Origin of the sequence: Duganella sp. HH101, from assembly GCF_001758795.1 — a bacterium.
GTDB lineage: Bacteria > Pseudomonadota > Gammaproteobacteria > Burkholderiales > Burkholderiaceae_D > Rugamonas > Rugamonas rivuli.
In genome coordinates this window covers 95,086-111,859 of record NZ_LRON01000008.1, presented here as the reverse complement: position 1 = coordinate 111,859, position 16,774 = coordinate 95,086, and the positions used below count along the sequence as shown (strand labels likewise).

Annotated in this window: 13 protein-coding genes; 7 read left to right on the top strand and 6 right to left on the bottom strand. The window is 66.2% G+C overall.

Annotated elements, in window-relative coordinates:
• Positions 1-7: 7 nt before the first annotated feature.
• A complete protein-coding gene (locus DUGA2_RS14805) occupies positions 8-934 on the bottom strand; it encodes a histone deacetylase family protein (protein WP_070269985.1) in 927 nt (308 codons plus the stop codon).
• Between the two features lie 133 nt (positions 935-1,067).
• Between DUGA2_RS14805 and DUGA2_RS14800 the strand changes: the two genes are divergently transcribed.
• The 6 genes from DUGA2_RS14800 (at position 1,068) to DUGA2_RS14775 (ending at position 9,020) form a co-directional block, all read left to right on the top strand.
• The gene (locus tag DUGA2_RS14800; RefSeq protein WP_070269983.1) at positions 1,068-3,089 is read left to right on the top strand and encodes a S9 family peptidase; all 2,022 of its coding nucleotides are present in this window, start codon (positions 1,068-1,070) and stop codon (positions 3,087-3,089) included.
• Positions 3,090-3,165: 76 nt separating this feature from the next.
• Positions 3,166-4,086, top strand: coding sequence for a MoxR family ATPase (locus tag DUGA2_RS14795; RefSeq protein WP_070269980.1), 921 nt, complete (start codon positions 3,166-3,168; stop codon positions 4,084-4,086).
• Positions 4,087-4,092: 6 nt separating this feature from the next.
• The gene (locus DUGA2_RS14790; protein WP_070269978.1) at positions 4,093-5,115 is read left to right on the top strand and encodes a DUF58 domain-containing protein; all 1,023 of its coding nucleotides are present in this window, start codon (positions 4,093-4,095) and stop codon (positions 5,113-5,115) included.
• Positions 5,112-7,133: a DUF3488 and transglutaminase-like domain-containing protein gene (locus DUGA2_RS14785; RefSeq protein ID WP_070269976.1), complete on the top strand. Its 2,022-nt coding sequence runs from the start codon at positions 5,112-5,114 to the stop codon at positions 7,131-7,133. The genes DUGA2_RS14790 and DUGA2_RS14785 overlap by 4 nt, the downstream gene beginning before the upstream one ends.
• Positions 7,124-8,254: a lytic murein transglycosylase B gene (gene mltB / locus DUGA2_RS14780; RefSeq protein ID WP_070269975.1), complete on the top strand. Its 1,131-nt coding sequence runs from the start codon at positions 7,124-7,126 to the stop codon at positions 8,252-8,254. The genes DUGA2_RS14785 and mltB overlap by 10 nt, the downstream gene beginning before the upstream one ends.
• Before the next feature lie 430 nt (positions 8,255-8,684).
• A complete protein-coding gene (locus DUGA2_RS14775) occupies positions 8,685-9,020 on the top strand; it encodes a hypothetical protein (RefSeq protein ID WP_008446241.1) in 336 nt (111 codons plus the stop codon).
• Positions 9,021-9,080: 60 nt separating this feature from the next.
• Here the strand turns inward: DUGA2_RS14775 and cysM are convergent, their stop codons facing one another.
• Complete coding sequence (cysM, locus tag DUGA2_RS14770) at positions 9,081-9,983, bottom strand: cysteine synthase CysM (RefSeq protein ID WP_070269973.1); 903 nt, start codon at positions 9,981-9,983, stop codon at positions 9,081-9,083.
• A 155-nt stretch (positions 9,984-10,138) separates the two neighbouring features.
• Between cysM and DUGA2_RS14765 the strand changes: the two genes are divergently transcribed.
• Complete coding sequence (locus tag DUGA2_RS14765; RefSeq protein WP_070269971.1) at positions 10,139-11,908, top strand: cyclic nucleotide-binding domain-containing thioredoxin-disulfide reductase; 1,770 nt, start codon at positions 10,139-10,141, stop codon at positions 11,906-11,908.
• A gap of 47 nt (positions 11,909-11,955) precedes the next feature.
• Here the strand turns inward: DUGA2_RS14765 and DUGA2_RS14760 are convergent, their stop codons facing one another.
• The 4 genes from DUGA2_RS14760 to DUGA2_RS14745 all read right to left on the bottom strand — a co-directional run bounded on the left by DUGA2_RS14760 (position 11,956) and on the right by DUGA2_RS14745 (position 16,588).
• Positions 11,956-13,701: a methyl-accepting chemotaxis protein gene (locus tag DUGA2_RS14760; RefSeq protein WP_070270255.1), complete on the bottom strand. Its 1,746-nt coding sequence runs from the start codon at positions 13,699-13,701 to the stop codon at positions 11,956-11,958.
• Between the two features lie 118 nt (positions 13,702-13,819).
• Positions 13,820-14,761 carry a polysaccharide deacetylase family protein gene (locus DUGA2_RS14755; RefSeq protein WP_070269968.1) on the bottom strand — a complete coding sequence of 314 codons (942 nt, stop codon included), beginning with the start codon at positions 14,759-14,761 and terminating at the stop codon, positions 13,820-13,822.
• Positions 14,758-16,080 carry an MBL fold metallo-hydrolase gene (locus DUGA2_RS14750; RefSeq protein ID WP_070269966.1) on the bottom strand — a complete coding sequence of 441 codons (1,323 nt, stop codon included), beginning with the start codon at positions 16,078-16,080 and terminating at the stop codon, positions 14,758-14,760. The genes DUGA2_RS14755 and DUGA2_RS14750 overlap by 4 nt, the downstream gene beginning before the upstream one ends.
• A 40-nt stretch (positions 16,081-16,120) precedes the next feature.
• The gene (locus DUGA2_RS14745; RefSeq protein ID WP_168167794.1) at positions 16,121-16,588 is read right to left on the bottom strand and encodes a hypothetical protein; all 468 of its coding nucleotides are present in this window, start codon (positions 16,586-16,588) and stop codon (positions 16,121-16,123) included.
• Positions 16,589-16,774 lie beyond the last annotated feature (186 nt).

Sequence of the window (16,774 nt, the reverse complement as noted above, 5' to 3'; positions counted from 1 at the left end):
CGGCCCGTCACAGGTCCGCCAGCGCCCTCACATGCGCCACCACGCTGCGGCCCAGCGCCGACAGGTTGTAGCCGCCTTCGAGGCAGCTGACGATGCGGCCCTTGGCGTACAGCCTGGCCACCTCCATCACCTGCTGCGTCATCCACGCGTAGTCCGCCTCGACCAGGCCCATGCCGCCGACGTCGTCCTCGCGGTGGGCGTCGAAGCCGGCCGAGATGAAGATCATCTCCGGCTTGAAGGCGTGCAGCGCCGGCAGCCACTGCTCCAGCACGATCTGGCGCACCGCGTCGCCGCGCGTGTGCGCCGGCACCGGCACGTTGACCATGTGCGCGCTGATCGGCTCAGGCTCGGTGTACGGATAGAACGGATGCTGGTAGAAGCTGACCATCAGCGCGCGCGGCTCGTTGAGCAGCGCCTCCTCGGTGCCATTGCCGTGGTGGACGTCGAAATCCACCACCGCCACCCGCGCCAGGCCGCGCGCGTCCAGCGCATGCTTGGCCGCCACCGCGACGTTGTTGAACAGGCAGAAGCCCATCGGCTCGATCGGCCGCGCATGGTGGCCGGGCGGACGCACCGAGCAGAAGGCGTTGTCGATCTCGCCGTCGATGACGGCGTCGGTCGCCGCCACGGCGGCGCCGGCGGCGCGCTGCGCGGCCAGCCAGCTGTAATGGTTGAGCGAGGTGTCGCCGTCGATCGGGTAGCACTCGCCCGGCTCGGGCACGTTGTCGCGCACGATGGCGATGGCGTTCTTGCTGTGGTTGCGTTCGAGATCGGCGAGCGCCACCAGCGGCGCTTCGCGGTGCTCCAGCAGGTCGCTGATGTGCGATCCGATCAGCTGGTCGGCAATCGCTTGCAGGCGCGCGGGGGATTCGGGGTGCCAGTCGCCCATGTCGTGGCGGGCGCAATCGGGGTGGCTGTATATGGCTGTAGTCATGTGACGGGTATCTGCTGCTGTAGTCGCTAATCTACCATAGATAGCGGCGGCGCCGGATGGCCGCGCGCCGCTGGATAGACAAAAAAACAATTGCCGCATATCATTGCAGATTATTTAACAATGAAAGTCATGCATGGCAGGTTTTCCCCTCTTCCGCTCGCTAACACTGGCCGGCGCCGCACTACTGAGCCACGGCGCCCATGCCGCCGCAGCAACGTCGCCGCCGCCGCCGGTCGCCAGCTTCTTCTCCGCGCAGCAGGTCAGCCATGCTGCACTGTCGCCCAAGGGCGGCTACATCGCCCTCACCACCATGCTGCCCGACGGCATCCAGGCGCTGGTCGTACGCGACAGCACGAATCTGTCCAAGGTGACGTTGCTGGCGCGCTCCACCGCCGACCGCGCCGTCATCACCAGCGTCCACTGGATCAACGAAAACCGCGTCGGCTTCACCGTCAGGAACCTGGACAACGAATTCGAAGGCAACCTCGATGAATTCGCCATCGACCGCAGCGGCGAGAACCGCGTGCACCTGATCGCCGGCAACTGGAAGCACCAGCAAAAGCAGGTCGGCAGCAATATGGTCAACCGCACGCTGACCGCCGCCTACAGCTTCCATGGCGTGACCCACGACGGCTCGGACGACATCCTGGTCGAGAAGTACACCTGGAACAACACCGACCGCACGCCCGACCACTCGCGCCTGATGCGCCTGAACACCCGCACCCAGGCGCTGCGCAGCGCCTTCGACGGCACCCAGCCGGAAGCGGTCCAGTCCTGGCTGACCGACGGCAACGATGTGCCGCGCGTCGTCACCGCGCAGGTCAAGGGCCGCTGCATCACCTCCCACCGCAACCCCGCCGACACCAGTTGGAGCGAGATCGGCAACAGCGTCTGCTACCAGGACCAGCGCTTCGCCCCGCTGTTCTTCGACGGCGCCGACACGCTCTACGTCACCGCCAATTACAAGGGCAACGGCGCGCTGTTCCGCTACAACCTGAAGACGCTGAAGATGGACCCGGAACCCTTCGTCGAAACGCCGGGCTACGATTTCCACGGCAGCCCCGAGATCGACCGCGTCACCCACAAGCTGCTGGGCCTGCACCTGCATACCGACGCCGCCACCACCGTCTGGCTGGACCCGGCGCTGAAGGCCGAACAAGCCAAGATCGATGCCGCCCTGCCCACCACCATCAACACTGTGCACTGCGCGCAGGATTGCGCCGCCAGTCCGGTGCTGCTGATCGCATCGAACTCCGACCGCCAGCCGCAGCGCTTCCTGCTGTACACCCGCGCCAGCGGCGCCGTCATCGGCCTGGGCGGCGTTCATCCCGACATCGTGCCGGCGCAGATGGGGCCGCGCAGCTTCCACCGCTACGCGGCACGCGACGGCCGCTCCATCCCGGTCTACGTGACGCTGCCGCCCGGTAAGCCGAGCGGCCCGCAGCCGGCCGTGGTGCTGGTGCACGGCGGCCCGATGGTGCGCGGCGGCTCGTGGGAATGGGACGCCGAAGCGGCCTTCCTGGCCACGCGCGGCTACGTCGTGATCCAGCCGGAATTCCGCGGCGGCACCGGCTTCGGCGCCGACCACTTCCAGGCCGGCTGGAAGCAATGGGGCGGCACCATGCAGGACGACCTGGCCGACGCCGCGCGCTGGGCCGCCAGGCAGGGCTGGGCCGATCCCAAGCGCGTCGCCATCATGGGCGCCAGCTACGGCGGCTACGCCACGCTGATGGGCCTGATCAAGGATCCGGCCGTGTTCCGCTGCGGCGTCGAATGGGCCGGTTCCACCGACATCAAGCTGCGCTTCACCACCACCGAGTCGGATGCGTCGCAGGAAATCCTGGGCTACAGCCTGCGCCTGCTGGTCGGCGACCCCGACAACCCGGCCGACGCCGCGATGATGCGCAAGAACTCGCCGCTGCTGCGCGCGGCCGAGCTCAAGCAACCGCTGCTGATGGCGCACGGCCTGATGGACCGCCGCGTGCCGATCGAGAACGCGCGCAGCTTCGCCGCCGCCGTCAAGGCCGGCAACCCCAATGTGACGTCGATCATCTACAACGACGAGGGCCACGGCTGGCGCCGTCCGGAAAACAGCATCGACTTCTGGACCCAGGTCGAGACCTTCCTCGACCGCAACCTGAAGCAGGCGCCGTAAGCCGCAACACCCGCATGGTATCGCCTGGGCAGTTTCTCGCATAGAATCTGTACAGCGCACAACTCCCATCGATACCATGTACACAAAATTGCATGCCGTGGCCCGGCAGGTCGGCGACATCATCGTCGGCAAGGAGCTGCAGATCCGCCAGGCGCTGACCTGCCTGCTGGCCGGCGGCCACCTGCTGGTCGAGGACGTGCCGGGCGTGGGCAAGACCACGCTGGCGCATGCGCTGGCGATCTCGCTGGGGCTGCGCTTCAACCGCATCCAGTTCACCAGCGACCTGCTGCCGGCCGACGTCAACGGCATCTCCATCTACGAGCGCGAACAGAACGGCTTCGTGTTCCACCCCGGCCCCATCTTCACCCAGGTGCTGCTGGCCGACGAGATCAACCGCGCCACGCCCAAGACCCAGTCCGGCCTGCTCGAAGCGATGGAGGAGCGCCAGGTCAGCGCCGACGGCGTCACCCGTCCGCTGCCGCAGCCGTTCTTCGTCATCGCCACGCAAAACCCCACCCACCAGATCGGCACCTTCCCGCTGCCGGAATCGCAGCTGGACCGTTTCCTGATGTGCCTGTCGCTGGGCTATCCCGACGCCGCCGCCGAACGCGCGCTGCTGATGGGCGAGGACCGCCGCGTGCTGCTCAAGGCGCTGTCGCCGGCCATGGCGCCGGCCGAACTGGCCGAGGCGCAGCAGGCGCTCAAGCGCATCCACGCCGCGCCGGCGCTGATCGACTATGTGCAGGCGCTGGCCGCCGCCTCGCGCCAGAACGGCCTGTTCGCCGAGGGCATGAGCCCGCGCGCCGCCATCGCCCTGCTGCAGGCCGCGCGCGCCTGGGCCGCGCTGGAGGGCCGCGACCACGTGCTGCCGGAGGACGTGCAGGCGGTGCTGGTGCCGGTGTGCGCGCACCGGCTGCGGCCGCTGAAGGCGGCGCACGGCGTCGCGCTGGCCAGCCGCGACCTGGTGCTGCAGCTGCAGGCGTCGGTGCCCGTCTAGGCCGCCATGGCCGGCCCGCCGCCCTCGCTGTCTTCGCCATCCTCGCTGCGCGGCCTGTACCGGCGCGCCCGCGACCAGTGGCTGTTCCAGCTCGGGCCCAGCGAAGCGGGCGCGGTCACGCTGACCATGCGCCGCGTGTTCATCGTGCCGACCCGGCCCGGCCTGGCCTTCGCCGGCCTGCTGCTGTTGATGCTGATCGGCGCCCTCAACTACAACCTCGGCCTCGGCTTCGCGCTGACCTTTTTCGCCGGCGCCTGCGCCGTGGCCGATATGTACCAGACCGCCAACAACCTGGCCCGCCTGGAATTGACGCCGGGCCGCGCGGCGCCGGTGTTCGCCGGCGAGGAGGCGCAGTTCGAACTGCACCTGCACAACCGCGGCAAGCTGGCGCGCTACGCCGTCTGGCTCGGCTTCCAGGCCGACGGCGAACCGCGCCAGGTCACGGACGTCGCGGCCGGCGGCGCCAGCACGGTGCGGCTGTCGGCCGCCACCTCCGCGCGCGGCTGGCTGGAGGCGCCGCGCATCCGCCTCGTCACGCGCTTCCCGCTCGGCCTGTTCCGCGCCTGGAGCTACTGGCGCCCCGCGCTCAGGGTGCTGGTGTATCCGGCGCCCGAGCTGCCGGCCCGGCCGCTGCCGTCCAGCGGCGCCGCCAGCGAGGACGGCCACGGCACCGTGGGGCTGGACAATTTCGCCGGCATCCGCAGCTACCAGCCGGGCGACCCGATGCGCCACCTGGCCTGGCGCCAGATCGCCCGCCACGATCCGGCGCTGGGCGGGCAGCTCGTCACCAAGCATTTCGACGGCGGCGCCGTGGCCGAGCTGTGCCTCGACTTCGCCGCGCTGCCCGCGCAGCTGGACCTGGAACTGAAGCTGTCGCGCATGGCGCGCTGGGTGCTGGAGGCCGAGCGGCGCGCCCTGCCCTACACCTTCCGCCTGGCGCAGCACGAGTACGGCCCGGCGCTGGGCGACGCCCACCAGGCCGCCTGCCTGCGCGCGCTGGCGCTGTTCGGACTGGAGGGCGGCGCATGAGCGCCCGCCTGGCGCCGCGCCTGACGCGCGACAAGTCCGACACCCTGCTGCTGCTGGCCGCCGCGCTGATGGTGCTGGCGCCGCACTTCGCGCACCTGCCGCCGTGGATCAGCGCCGTGGTGTGCGCCACGCTGCTGTGGCGCGCCGCCATCACCTGGCGCGGCAAGCGCATGCCGCCGCTGTGGCTGCTGCTGCCGGTCTCGATCGCCGCCATGGCCGGCGTCTACCGCAGCTTCCACACGCTGCTGGGGCGCGACGCCGGCGTCGCCATGCTGGCGCTGCTGCTGGCCTTCAAGCTGCTGGAGATGCGCGCCAAACGCGACCTGTTCGTGGTGATCTTCCTCAGCTTCTTCGTGCTGCTGACGAATTTCTTCTACTCGCAAAGCATGCCCACCGCGCTGTGGATGGGCGCCACCCTGATCGTGCTGCTGACGGCCCAGCAATCGTTCCAGTACACCGGCGCCGTGCCGCCGCTGGCGCGCCGCCTGCGCACCGCCGCCACCACCGCGCTGCTGGCGGCGCCGCTGGCGATGCTGATGTTCGTCGGCTTCCCGCGCATCCAGGGTCCGCTGTGGGGCCTGCCCGGCGACGCCCACAGCGGCCACACCGGCATCTCCGACAGCATGGCGCCCGGCACGCTGTCGTCGCTGGCGCAGTCGGACGCCGTGGCCTTCCGCGTGCGCTTCTTCGGCCCGATGCCGGCCCAGGGCCAGCTGTACTGGCGCAGCATCGTGCTGGGCGACTACGACGGCCACACCTGGACCCGCGTGCCGCGCCGGCGCGGCCTGCAACGGCTGGACATCGGCGTCGCCACGCGCGGCCAGCCGCTGCGCCACGAGATCACCATGGAGCCCACCAACAGCCGCTGGCTGGCGGCGCTGGAGCTGAGCGGGCCGACGCTGTCCCTGCCCGGCTACCGCGTGCGCGATTCCGACGAACTGGAGTTCTTCACCAGCGAGCCGGTCACGCAGCGCGTGCGCTACGAGGCCGGCGCCTGGACCGACTTCCGCGTGCAGGCCGACGAACAGCCGCAGCGCATGGCGCGCTGGACCGAGCTGCCGGCCGGCTTCAACCCGCGCACGCTGGCGCTGGCGCGCGCGCTGCACGCGCACGCCGCCGGGTCCGCGCCGCCGGCCGCGCGCGAGGCGGCCGGGCTGGCGCTGCGCCTGCTGCAGCGCTTCCACGACGACGGCTACGTCTACACGCTGCAGCCGCCCTTGCTGGGCCGCGACGCCGTCGACGATTTCCTGTTCGGCAGCAAGGCCGGCTTCTGCGAGCACTACGCCGGCGCCTTCGTGGTGCTGATGCGCGCCATGGGCGTGCCGGCGCGCGTCGTCACCGGCTACCAGGGCGGCGAGCTGAACCCGGTGGACGGCTACCTGACCGTGCGCCAGTCCGACGCCCACGCCTGGGCCGAGTTCTGGGCCCCCGGCGCCGGCTGGCGCCGCATCGACCCGACCGCCGCCGTCGCGCCCGAACGCATCGCCCACAGCCTGGCGCAGGCGCTGCCGCAACCGTCCGCTTTCGGCCTCGGCCCCTTGCTGAATCTGCAAAACGACCCCGATTCGTGGCTGGGCAAGCTCAGATTCAACTACGCCGCGTTGAATAATGCTTGGAATCAATGGGTCCTGGATTACAATCCAGAGAGGCAGCGGAGTTTCCTTGAGGAACTAAGCTCAGCCTTCGCCAACTGGCGCAGCGCACTCGGTGCGGCGCTGGCGGGCGGCCTGCTGTATGGGCTGTACTGGAGGCGGCAGCGGCGGCCGTTGGCGCCGCTGGACCGGCTGTACCAGGCCTTTTGCCGGCAGCAGGCGCGCCGGGGCTACGCGCGCCGCCCGGACGAAGGCCCGGCCAGCTACGCCGCCCGCCTGCGCACCATGCAAGCCAGCCCGGACCGGCTAGCCGCGATGGACAAATTTTTAACACTGTACGGCGCGCTGAAGTACGGCGCCGCCGGTTCCGAACCACGCTCGGCGTCGCTGACGACGCTGAAAACCTTGCTACGCATATGCCGATGAAGACATTGATGACCGCCCTGCTGCTGGGCACCGCCACCCTGGGCCAGGCCGCCCAGATCGACCCCTACGGCTACAAGCTGCCGCCGAGCATGCAGCCGAAGAAAAAGGCCCCGGCGGCCGCCAAGAAAAAAGGCCCGCCGCCGGTCGACTATGTCGGCGAGTTCGTCAACTTCGGCGACTGGAAGGAAGTGCGCAGCTTCCTCGACGAGGTCGCCACCCGCGACGGCTTCGAGCGCGCCGAACTGAACACGCTGATGGGCCAGGTGCGCTACCTCGATTCGGCGGTGCAGCTGGTCAAGCCGGCGCCGCCGGGCAAGCCGAAGAACTGGCAAGCCTACAGCCGCCTGATCGTCGATCCGGTGCGCATCGACAACGGCGTCAAATTCTGGAACGACAACCGCGACGCGCTGGAACGGGCCGAGGCGCTGTACGGCATCCCGGCGGAGATCCTGGTCGGCATCATCGGCGTCGAGACCGTGTACGGCCGCAACACCGGCCGCTTCCGCGTGGTCGACGCGCTGACCACGCTGGCCTTCTCCTACCCGGAAGCGCCGCAGCGCGCCGAGCGCATGGCCTTCTTCCGCGGCGAGCTGGAGGCGACCTTGCTGTTCGCGCGCCAGAACGGCATCGATCCGCTGTCGCTGCGCGGCTCCTTCGCCGGCGCCATCGGCATGCCGCAGTTCATGCCCAGCAGCGTGATGAAGTACGCGGTCGATTTCGACGGCAGCGGCAAGATCGACCTGCTCAACTCCAGCGGCGACGCCATCGGCAGCGTGGCGGCCTTCCTGGCCGCGCACGGCTGGCAGCGCGAGCTGGGCGGCCCGCTGGTGTACGCCGCCAGCGTCTCGCCCAACCGCGCCTGGGAAGCCATGACCAACCAGGGCCTGAGCGCCAAGTACCGCGCGCCGGAACTGGCGGCGGCCGGCGTCACCACCGCGGTGCCGGTGCCGGAACAGCAGAACTACGGCCTGGTGGATTTGCAGAACGGCGCCGAGCCGACCGAGTACTGGCTGGCCAACAATAATTTCTTCGCGATCACACAATACAACCGCAGCTATTTCTACGCGATGTCGGTGGTGGAACTGGGGCGCGCGGTGCGCCTGGCACGCGGCGGTTTGTAAGGAAGCGTAAAGTACCTTGATCCGCAGACTTGCCGACTGTATTGTTTAGTTGACACTTGGCAAGTATTTGTACAAACTTGCGGTATCTGTGGTGCAAACATAAACTGATCTACAACAAAATTAACTTAAAATTAACTTTGTGTGTTCATTAAGTGTGTGCACAAGCAGCTTAGCATATCAGTGGGTGTATAATTCTCACACAATGTTGCAACCGGACAACAATACCCCACAAGCAATGAGGTTTTTTTATTGCTTATGAGTATTACATGGCATGTTGTTGTACAATTGTGTATATATTATGAAACTTGTTATCCCGGAATCCCGTCCGTGTGTGAATTCGTTCCTTGGTAAGGATGAACATTAACGCAGCAAAGCGAGCTCCGAGTGTTGTACTTTGCAGGACAACTTTACAGAAGGAAAAGACGAAATCATGACAAACCAAGTCGGCATAGATATGAACAACGATGCGGATGGCGATGATCTGCTGCAATACAATCCCAACCGCCTGCTCGATACCCTGATCGAGAACCTGCGTCTGAAAAACGATGCAGCCCTGTCGCGCGCGTTGGAAGTGGCACCGCCGGTCATCAGCAAAATCCGCCACCACCGCTTGCCGGTTGGCGCTTCGCTGCTGATCCGCATGCACGAAGTAAGCGACCTGAGCATCCGCGACCTGCGTTACTTGATGGGCGACCGCCGCAACAAGTTCCGCATCAGCGACAAGCAATTCAAGCCTAAAGAAGGCGAACCAGGCGGCCAGGGCTGATCCAGCCGTCGTCCTGCAGCGACTCCCTCCCCCTTATCCAGGGGCGAGGGATGCAATACCTTACGCCGGGAATACCCCGGTCGATAAGTAGCGGTCGCCGCGATCGCAAACGATGAACACGATGGTTGCGTTCTCCACCGTTTGCGCAATGCGCAGCGCGATCTCGCAGGCGCCCGCCGCTGAAATACCACAGAAGATGCCTTCCTCGGCAGCCATGCGGCGCGCCATGCGTTCGGCCGCCGCCTGCGACACCGACTCCACCTGATCCACCCGCGAGCGGTCGTAGATTTTCGGCAGGTAGGCTTCCGGCCATTTGCGGATGCCGGGTATCGACGAGCCCTCTTCCGGCTCGGCGCCGATGATCTGCACGCCAGGATTCTGCTCCTTCAGATAACGCGACACGCCCATGATGGTGCCGGTGGTGCCCATGGCGCTGACGAAGTGCGTCACGCGGCCATTGGTGTCGCGCCAGATCTCCGGCCCCGTGCCCTCGTAGTGCGCGCGGGCGTTGTCGAAGTTGCCGAACTGGTCGAGGATGATGCCCTTGCCGTCCTTCTGCAATTGCTCGGCCATGTCGCGCGCGTACTCCATGCCGCCGGTCTTGGGCGTGAGCATGATCTGCGCGCCATAGGCGGCCATGCTCTGGCGCCGTTCCACACTCAGGTTCTCCGGCATCAGCAACAGCATCTTGTAGCCGCGCAGCGCGGCCGCCATCGCCAGCGCGATGCCGGTGTTGCCGCTGGTGGCCTCGATCAGCGTATCGCCCGGCTTGATGTCGCCCCGTTCCTCGGCGCGCTTGAGCATGGACATGGCGGCGCGGTCCTTGACGGAACCGGCCGGATTATTGCCTTCGAGCTTGCCGAGTATGACGTTGTTACGGGCCAGCGCCTCGGCGCCGGGCAAGCGCGTCAGCTGCACCAGCGGCGTGTTGCCTATCGTATCTTCCAGAGTCTTGTAAGCCATCGTGTTCTATCTTCAGTTATTTCGCCAAAACATGCATTTTAATCCGAGTTGGGATCCCGCGTACGGGAGATCCCCGGGCGAAGTGCTTGGACGGCGCGCCGCCATGGGATAGACTTGCAACACTTCTGTCACCACTTTCATTTCCCGGAATCGTCATGGCCACAACCCCTATGGAACTGCTCCCCGAAGACACGCCGGACGAGCCGACTCCGCTCACCGGTCTGGACCTCGAAAAACGCCAGCACCAGATCTTCCCCGTGCTCAGCGCGGCCGACATCAGGCACATGCTGCGCTTCGGCCACGTGCGCCACTTCGAGGACGGCGACATGATCTTCGAAGCGGGCAAGACCGGCTTCGGCCTGATGCTGGTGCTCAAGGGCGGCATCGAAGTCAGCCGCTACGACGGCCTCGGCAACACATCCTACATCACCACCCACACGCCGGGGCAGTTCAGCGGCGAGGTGGCGCAGCTGTCCGGCCGGCCTTCGCTGGGCAACGGCAAGGCGGTGGGCGCGGTGGAAGTGCTGGTGGTGCCGTCCGAATCGCTGCGCGCGCTGCTGGTCGCGCACGCCGAGCTGGGCGAGCGCATCGTGCGCGCGCTGATCCTGCGCCGCGTCGGCCTGATCGAACAGAATTCCGGCGGCCCGGTGATCGTCGGCCCGCGCGGCCACGGCCGCATCCACACGCTGCAAAGCTTCCTGTCGGCCAACGGCCACCCGCACAGCGTGCTCGATCCCGAACTGGACCGGCAGGCCGCCGACCTGATGGCGCACTACCAGCCGAAACCCGAGGAACTACCGCTGGTGGTGTGCCCGGACGGCGTCGTCAAAAAGAATCCGAGCGTGGTCGACATCGGCCGCTGCCTCGGCATGCTGCCCGAGATCGACAGCGAGAAAATCTGGGACGTGATCGTGGTCGGCGCCGGCCCCGCCGGCCTGGCGACGGCGGTGTACGCCGCGTCGGAAGGCTTGTCGGTGCTGGCGCTGGAAACGCGCGCCTACGGCGGCCAGGCCGCCGCCAGCGCGCGCATCGAGAACTACCTGGGCTTCCCCACCGGCGTCTCCGGCCGCGCGCTGGCCGGCCGCGCCTACGTGCAGGCGCAGAAGTTCGGCGTCGAAGTGGCCATCCCCGCGCCTGCCGGCCGCCTGATCTGCGACACCTATCCGCTGCAAGTGGAAATGTGCGGCAGCCTGCAGCGGCTGAAGGCGCGCACCGTCGTGCTGTCGTGCGGCGCGCGCTACCGCCGCCCGTCGCTGGCCAACCTGCGCCAGTTCGAAGGCAAGGGCGTGTACTACTGGGCCTCGCCGATCGAGGCCAAGCTGTGCAAGACCGAAGAGATCGTGCTGGTCGGCGGCGGCAACTCGGCCGGCCAGGCGGCGGTCTTCCTGGCCAGCCACGCGGCCAAGGTGCATATGCTGATCCGCAAGGACAGCCTGGCATCGACCATGTCGAGCTACCTGATCGAGCGCATCCAGGCCACGCCCAACATCGAGCTGCACACGCAAACCGAGATCGTCGCGCTGGAAGGCGACGACGACGGCTTGAAGCAGGTGCGCATCCGCGGCATCAAGAGCGGCGAGGAATGCGACTACGACGTCTGCCGCGTGTTCCTGTTCATCGGCGCCGATCCGAATACCGACTGGCTGGGCGATTGCGGCGTGGACGTCGACGCCAACGGCTTCATCCGCACCGGTTTCGACGTCACCAAATCGCAGTGCAAGGCCAACTTCCGCGACGGCGTGTACCCGCGCGACCTGCCGTCGCGCGCCGCGCTGGAGACCAGCGTGCCGGGCGTGTTCGCCATCGGCGACGTGCGCGCCAGCTCGACCAAGCGCGTCGCGGCGGCGGTGGGCGAAGGCGCGGCCGTGGTGTCGCAGATCCACGCCTTCCTGGCCAACCTGCCGGCCGACAAGGTATTCAGCTAAATCGTTTAGCTCAATTGTTTGGCCGAATTGTTTGGCTGAACCCGGCGCTATGCCCGGCCCGGCAGCGCCAGCCGGGCCGGCGCCGCCCGCGGGGCCGGCTGCGGCCGTTGCAAGTGGGCCGCCGCCTCCCCCTTCAAATGGAAGACCTTGACGGACTGCGCCAATGCCTGCGCATGCTCCTGCAAGCTTTCCGCAGCCGCCGCCGCCTGCTCCACCAGCGCGGCGTTCTGCTGCGTGATGTCGTCCATCTGCGTCACCGCGCGGTTGACCTCGCCGATGCCGGTGCTTTGTTCCTGGCTGGCGGCGGTGATCTGCGCCATGATGTCGGCCACTTTCTGCACCGACGCCACCAGCAGCGTCATGGTGCTGCCGGCGTCGTTCACCAGCTTGCTGCCGGCATCGACGGTTTCCACCGACGCGCCGATCAGTTGCTTGATCTCCTTGGCAGCCGCCGCGCTGCGCTGCGCCAGGTTGCGCACCTCCGACGCCACCACCGCGAAGCCGCGCCCCTGCTCGCCGGCGCGCGCCGCTTCCACGGCGGCGTTGAGCGCCAGGATATTGGTCTGGAAAGCGATGCCGTCGATCACGCCGATGATGTCGACGATGCGGCTGGAACTGGCCTTGATCGAGCCCATCGTATCGACCACCTGCGCCACCATCGCGCCGCCCTGCACGGCCACGGTCGACGCGTCGGCCGCGAACTGATTGGCCGAGCGCGCGCTGTCGGCGTTCTGCTTGACGGTGTCGGTCAATTGCTCCATCGAACTGGCGGTCTGCTCCAGCGAACTGGCCTGGGCCTCGGTGCGCGACGACAGGTCGGCGTTGCCGCGTGCGATCTCGTCGGTGGCCACCAGCATCTCGTCGGTGCTGGAGCGGATGCGGCCTATCATGCTGGTCAGGTTGGTGTTGATGGTGTTCATCGCATCCATCAGATGGCCGACCTCGTCGTCGCGCTCGATGCGGATGTCATGGTCCAGATCGCCTGCCGCGATATTGCGCGCGGTGTCGATCGCGTGGTCGAAGCTGAGTTTGATGTGGCGATAAATCATGAACAGGCAAACCAGCGACACGCCGACCAGCAGCGCCAGCAAGGCGATCGCGGTCCGGAACGCCATGGTGGTGCTGCGGGTCGAGGCCGCGACCGCCGCGCCGGTGCGCTCGTCGAGCAGCACCAGGAATTCATTCACCGGCTGCATGATCTTGGCCTTGTTCTTGTGATACTGATCGTCATGCATGATCTTGCGCGCCATGTCCGGGTCGGGCGGCCCGGTCTTGGTGAACTTGCCGCTGCCGTCGTCGAACAAGCCCTTGACGGCGTTCATGGCGATCACTTCGGTTTTCACCAGCCCGTCCGAATTGGCCTGCGCCTCTTTCAGCTTGCCGAATTCCTCTTCGGTGAACCCGGCTCGACGCATCAGCTCACTCAGCGCGACGGCTTCGCCGTCGGGGGTGGGCTGGTCGACGCCGGCCGCGACGAAGTCCCAGTAGATGCGCTCGTAATGCTGGGGCCGCGGCTTCTTGCCGTTGCGGATATCGAGGATGTCCACGTATTCTTTTTCGTACTTGGGGTCGCCGGTGACGACGTAGGTGCGGGCCAGCCGGGTCAGGTCGTCCGAGCTTTGCCGCAATTCGTCGGCCAGCAGATAGGAGTGGTAGCGCGCCTCGTTGGCGCGGTTCAGCTCCCCCTCCTTGGTCGAGATGCGCACCAGCGCCCACAAGGTCAGACTGGACAGCGCGAGGCTGACCAGAAAGAACACGATGAAAATATTCTTGATGGAGAATTTGCTTTTCATGAAGGCCCCCAATGATCGGTTCGCGACAATTGTAGACCCTGGCGCACCAATCGGGCGCACCGCATGAACCGGCAGGCAATACTGTTGCTTCCAAGCGAACTTGCTTGGCGCGCGCGACCTATTTCTGCGGCGGCGCCGGCGCTTCCAGCGCGTTGATCTCGAAGTCACCGTCGTCGACCACCCGCTCCCAGCCCTCGAACTTGCCCATGCCGCGCGTGCGCGCGATCGACAGCAACAGGCTCTGGCCCGGCGCCGGCCGCTCCGGCTGCAACTGGTAGACCGGATCGGCAAACGCCTGCGCAGGCGTGGTGATGGTCCAGCCCATGTCGACGAACTGCTGGATCACGTCCTTGAGCCACAGCGCGTTGATCAGATTGTGGTGCATCAGCATGACCTGCGGGATATCGCGGCCCTCCAGCTTGCGCGACAGGTCGCGGTAGGCGATGGCGCGCTGGCGCACGTGCGACAGGTAGGCTTGCCTGATCGGCGCGAGGTCGGCCTTGGAATCGGCGCGCAGCACCTGGTTCAGTTTTTCATCCAGCCGCCAGTCGCTGGTATCGAGGCTGACGTAACCGTTGCGGTAGCCGCTCTGCCTGAGGAAGGCGCGCATGCCGTCGCGCTTCTCCGGCGTGTTGCCTTCGCGCAGATAGGTGTAGCGGAACCACTTCTGATAGCCCGGCAGGGTGGCCGTGATGCGGTCGCAGTCCTGCACCTCCTGGCGATATTGCGCGAGACTGAGCTTGGCGTCGTTCAGGTCGGGATGGGTCATCGTGTGATTGCCGAGCGCATGCCCCGCCTGCCCCCAGGCCCTGGCCAGCGCATAGCCTTCCGGCTTGTCCGCGCCGAAGCCGCAGGTGACGAACAAGGCCGCCTGCACGTGGTGCGCGGCCAGCGCGTCGAGCATCGCCTGGTTGCGCTGCTGCGGCGACATCAGCGGCGTCGCCTCCAGCCTAGGGCCGTCATCGAAGGTGAAGGCCACGGACTGCGCCTGCGCAGCAGGGGCGCAGGCCAGCGTGGCGATAATCAATGCGCGGCGCAGAGCCGGTACCCAAGACCTCATTGTGCGTTGCGCTCCTTGATGCGTTTCAGTTGGGCCGACTGGTAGGCGCCGAAGGCGTCGTTGAACAGGCAGCGTATCAGCGGATCGTCGACGATGTCGGCGTCGGGCGGCGCACCGTTGATGCGCATATACATCGACGTCAGCGACTCGCCCAGCGCCAGGCCGGCGTACAGCTTGGCGATGGGGATCTCGGTCATCCAGGTCGGCGCCTCCTCGTCGCCGGCGAGCGCGATGTCGTCGCCGTGTATGCGGTAGCGGAACTGCTGCGCCACGCCCTCGTGATCGTAGACCCACAGCTGCCAGACGCAGGGCGTTTCGAAATAGCTGTCCGGGGTCAGCTCCATGTCGCGGTATTTTTCGAGCAGGCCGTTGCGGCAGTAGTCCAGCGCCAGCGCGGTTTGCCCGGCGCTGAGCGGCGCGAAATGGCGGGCGATCTCCGATGTCGGTGGCGGCGTGATGGCGGCGTTGTATTCGTAGTCCACATCCTGCTCGCCGACCGGCTGCACCCATGGCAGCGGTGCCGATGGCGTCAGCGCTTGCGGCGTCAGCTCCACCGACACCGACGGGTTCAGGCGCACAATGCCGGCGCCGGGCAGCCACGCGCCGACTTCCTGCGCGAACTGGCGATAGGTGATCGGGAACAGCGCGTGGTTGTACCACGACCAGGGCTCCTGCACGAACTGGCAGGAGCTCGGCACCACGTAGCGCGGCGCCAGTGCCTGCAGCTGTTCGGGCCACTCCTCGGGCAGCTGCGGCACACCGCCCTCCGCGCGCGACGGTGCGATGACATCGATCTCGCGCATGGTCTGGAAAGGCCACAACACCATATCCCACGGCGCGTAGGGCTTGAGCTGCTCCAGCGTTTCCGGGTCCATCCACGAATCGACGACGTTGAGCACATTCAGGCCGGCGGCGCGGATGTGGAACATCGAATCGACGTCGGAGTCGAGGGCCTTGCGCGGGATGACTTCGATGGCGCCGATGCGCACCGGCGCATCCACCTTCAGCGACTGCACATTGACGAAGCCCAGCGCGCGTATCATCGCGAACAGTTCATCGAACAGGCAGTAGAGGTAGATTGGCGTAGCGCGGTCGAGCAGCTCCAGGCTCTCGAGCGAACAGTGGTCGTCATGGAAGTGCGAGATGAACACCGCATCCGGCTTCATCCCGCGTATCTGCGCGTGATCGAAGCGCACATCAGGGAAGGCGTGGCAGTTCCTGCTGAACGGGTTCTCGAAGATCGGATCGAACACGATACGCGTTTCATCGCATTCGAACACATAGCCGGCATGGAGGATTCTGGATATCTTGAGTGTCATAAGCTGGGCTGGCGGCAACGGGGCCGCGATGATATCGTACTCACACCGAAATGGCACAGAGACTACGCATCATACGCCGTCCCCTTTGCCGCGCCTCCTGCGGCATGGCCTTATTGCGCGCCAATGCCTCCAACTCGGCCTTCACCGATTGCTGCATCGCAGGATCGTTTTCCAGCCAAGCGAGGGCTTTCGTCGGCCAGTAGCCGCCAACTGAAGTACTGAGAGCATGCTTCAGCAATGACTTCGCCGGAAACCTTCGTACACTTGCAGCATAGTCGGGGAATCGGAGCTCAACACCAGCCAAAAACTCATGGAAGTCCTGCACGTCCAACTCCAGAACAGGCAAGAGATGCACGCACATGCTTTCAGAGTTAATGAGGTGTGCTTGATCGTGTACTAGCATGCACCATCCGTCGCGCAAATGAACACCGAGCTTACGGCCACTGATTTCCATCAGCCAGCAATAAGGCCGCGCTTCATCTGCAAGAAAAAGTGCCGGCGCTATCATTTCCGTCCCCATGACTGATGCAATACCACCATCCCAGTCATTTTCGACAACCACCGAGGGAAGTGATGGCGATAAAAAATGGTCCAGTTTTGGCCGTAATGCCCGCTATGCTCATTGGTCAAAAACTCCCCATGAGGCCCGCGTTGAAGCATGCCTCCGAGGACATAACTATGTACCGCATTGAGC

Coding starts and splice junctions, on each gene's coding strand:
- DUGA2_RS14790 (WP_070269978.1), top strand. CDS start 4,093: ATGGCCGGCCCGCCGCCCTCGCTGTCTTCGCCATCCTCGCTGCGCGGC.
- DUGA2_RS14800 (WP_070269983.1), top strand. CDS start 1,068: ATGGCAGGTTTTCCCCTCTTCCGCTCGCTAACACTGGCCGGCGCCGCA.
- DUGA2_RS14745 (WP_168167794.1), bottom strand. CDS start 16,588: ATGATAGCGCCGGCACTTTTTCTTGCAGATGAAGCGCGGCCTTATTGC.
- DUGA2_RS14775 (WP_008446241.1), top strand. CDS start 8,685: ATGACAAACCAAGTCGGCATAGATATGAACAACGATGCGGATGGCGAT.
- DUGA2_RS14760 (WP_070270255.1), bottom strand. CDS start 13,701: ATGAAAAGCAAATTCTCCATCAAGAATATTTTCATCGTGTTCTTTCTG.
- DUGA2_RS14785 (WP_070269976.1), top strand. CDS start 5,112: ATGAGCGCCCGCCTGGCGCCGCGCCTGACGCGCGACAAGTCCGACACC.
- DUGA2_RS14795 (WP_070269980.1), top strand. CDS start 3,166: ATGTACACAAAATTGCATGCCGTGGCCCGGCAGGTCGGCGACATCATC.
- DUGA2_RS14750 (WP_070269966.1), bottom strand. CDS start 16,080: ATGACACTCAAGATATCCAGAATCCTCCATGCCGGCTATGTGTTCGAA.
- DUGA2_RS14755 (WP_070269968.1), bottom strand. CDS start 14,761: ATGAGGTCTTGGGTACCGGCTCTGCGCCGCGCATTGATTATCGCCACG.
- DUGA2_RS14805 (WP_070269985.1), bottom strand. CDS start 934: ATGACTACAGCCATATACAGCCACCCCGATTGCGCCCGCCACGACATG.
- cysM (WP_070269973.1), bottom strand. CDS start 9,983: ATGGCTTACAAGACTCTGGAAGATACGATAGGCAACACGCCGCTGGTG.
- DUGA2_RS14765 (WP_070269971.1), top strand. CDS start 10,139: ATGGCCACAACCCCTATGGAACTGCTCCCCGAAGACACGCCGGACGAG.
- mltB (WP_070269975.1), top strand. CDS start 7,124: ATGCCGATGAAGACATTGATGACCGCCCTGCTGCTGGGCACCGCCACC.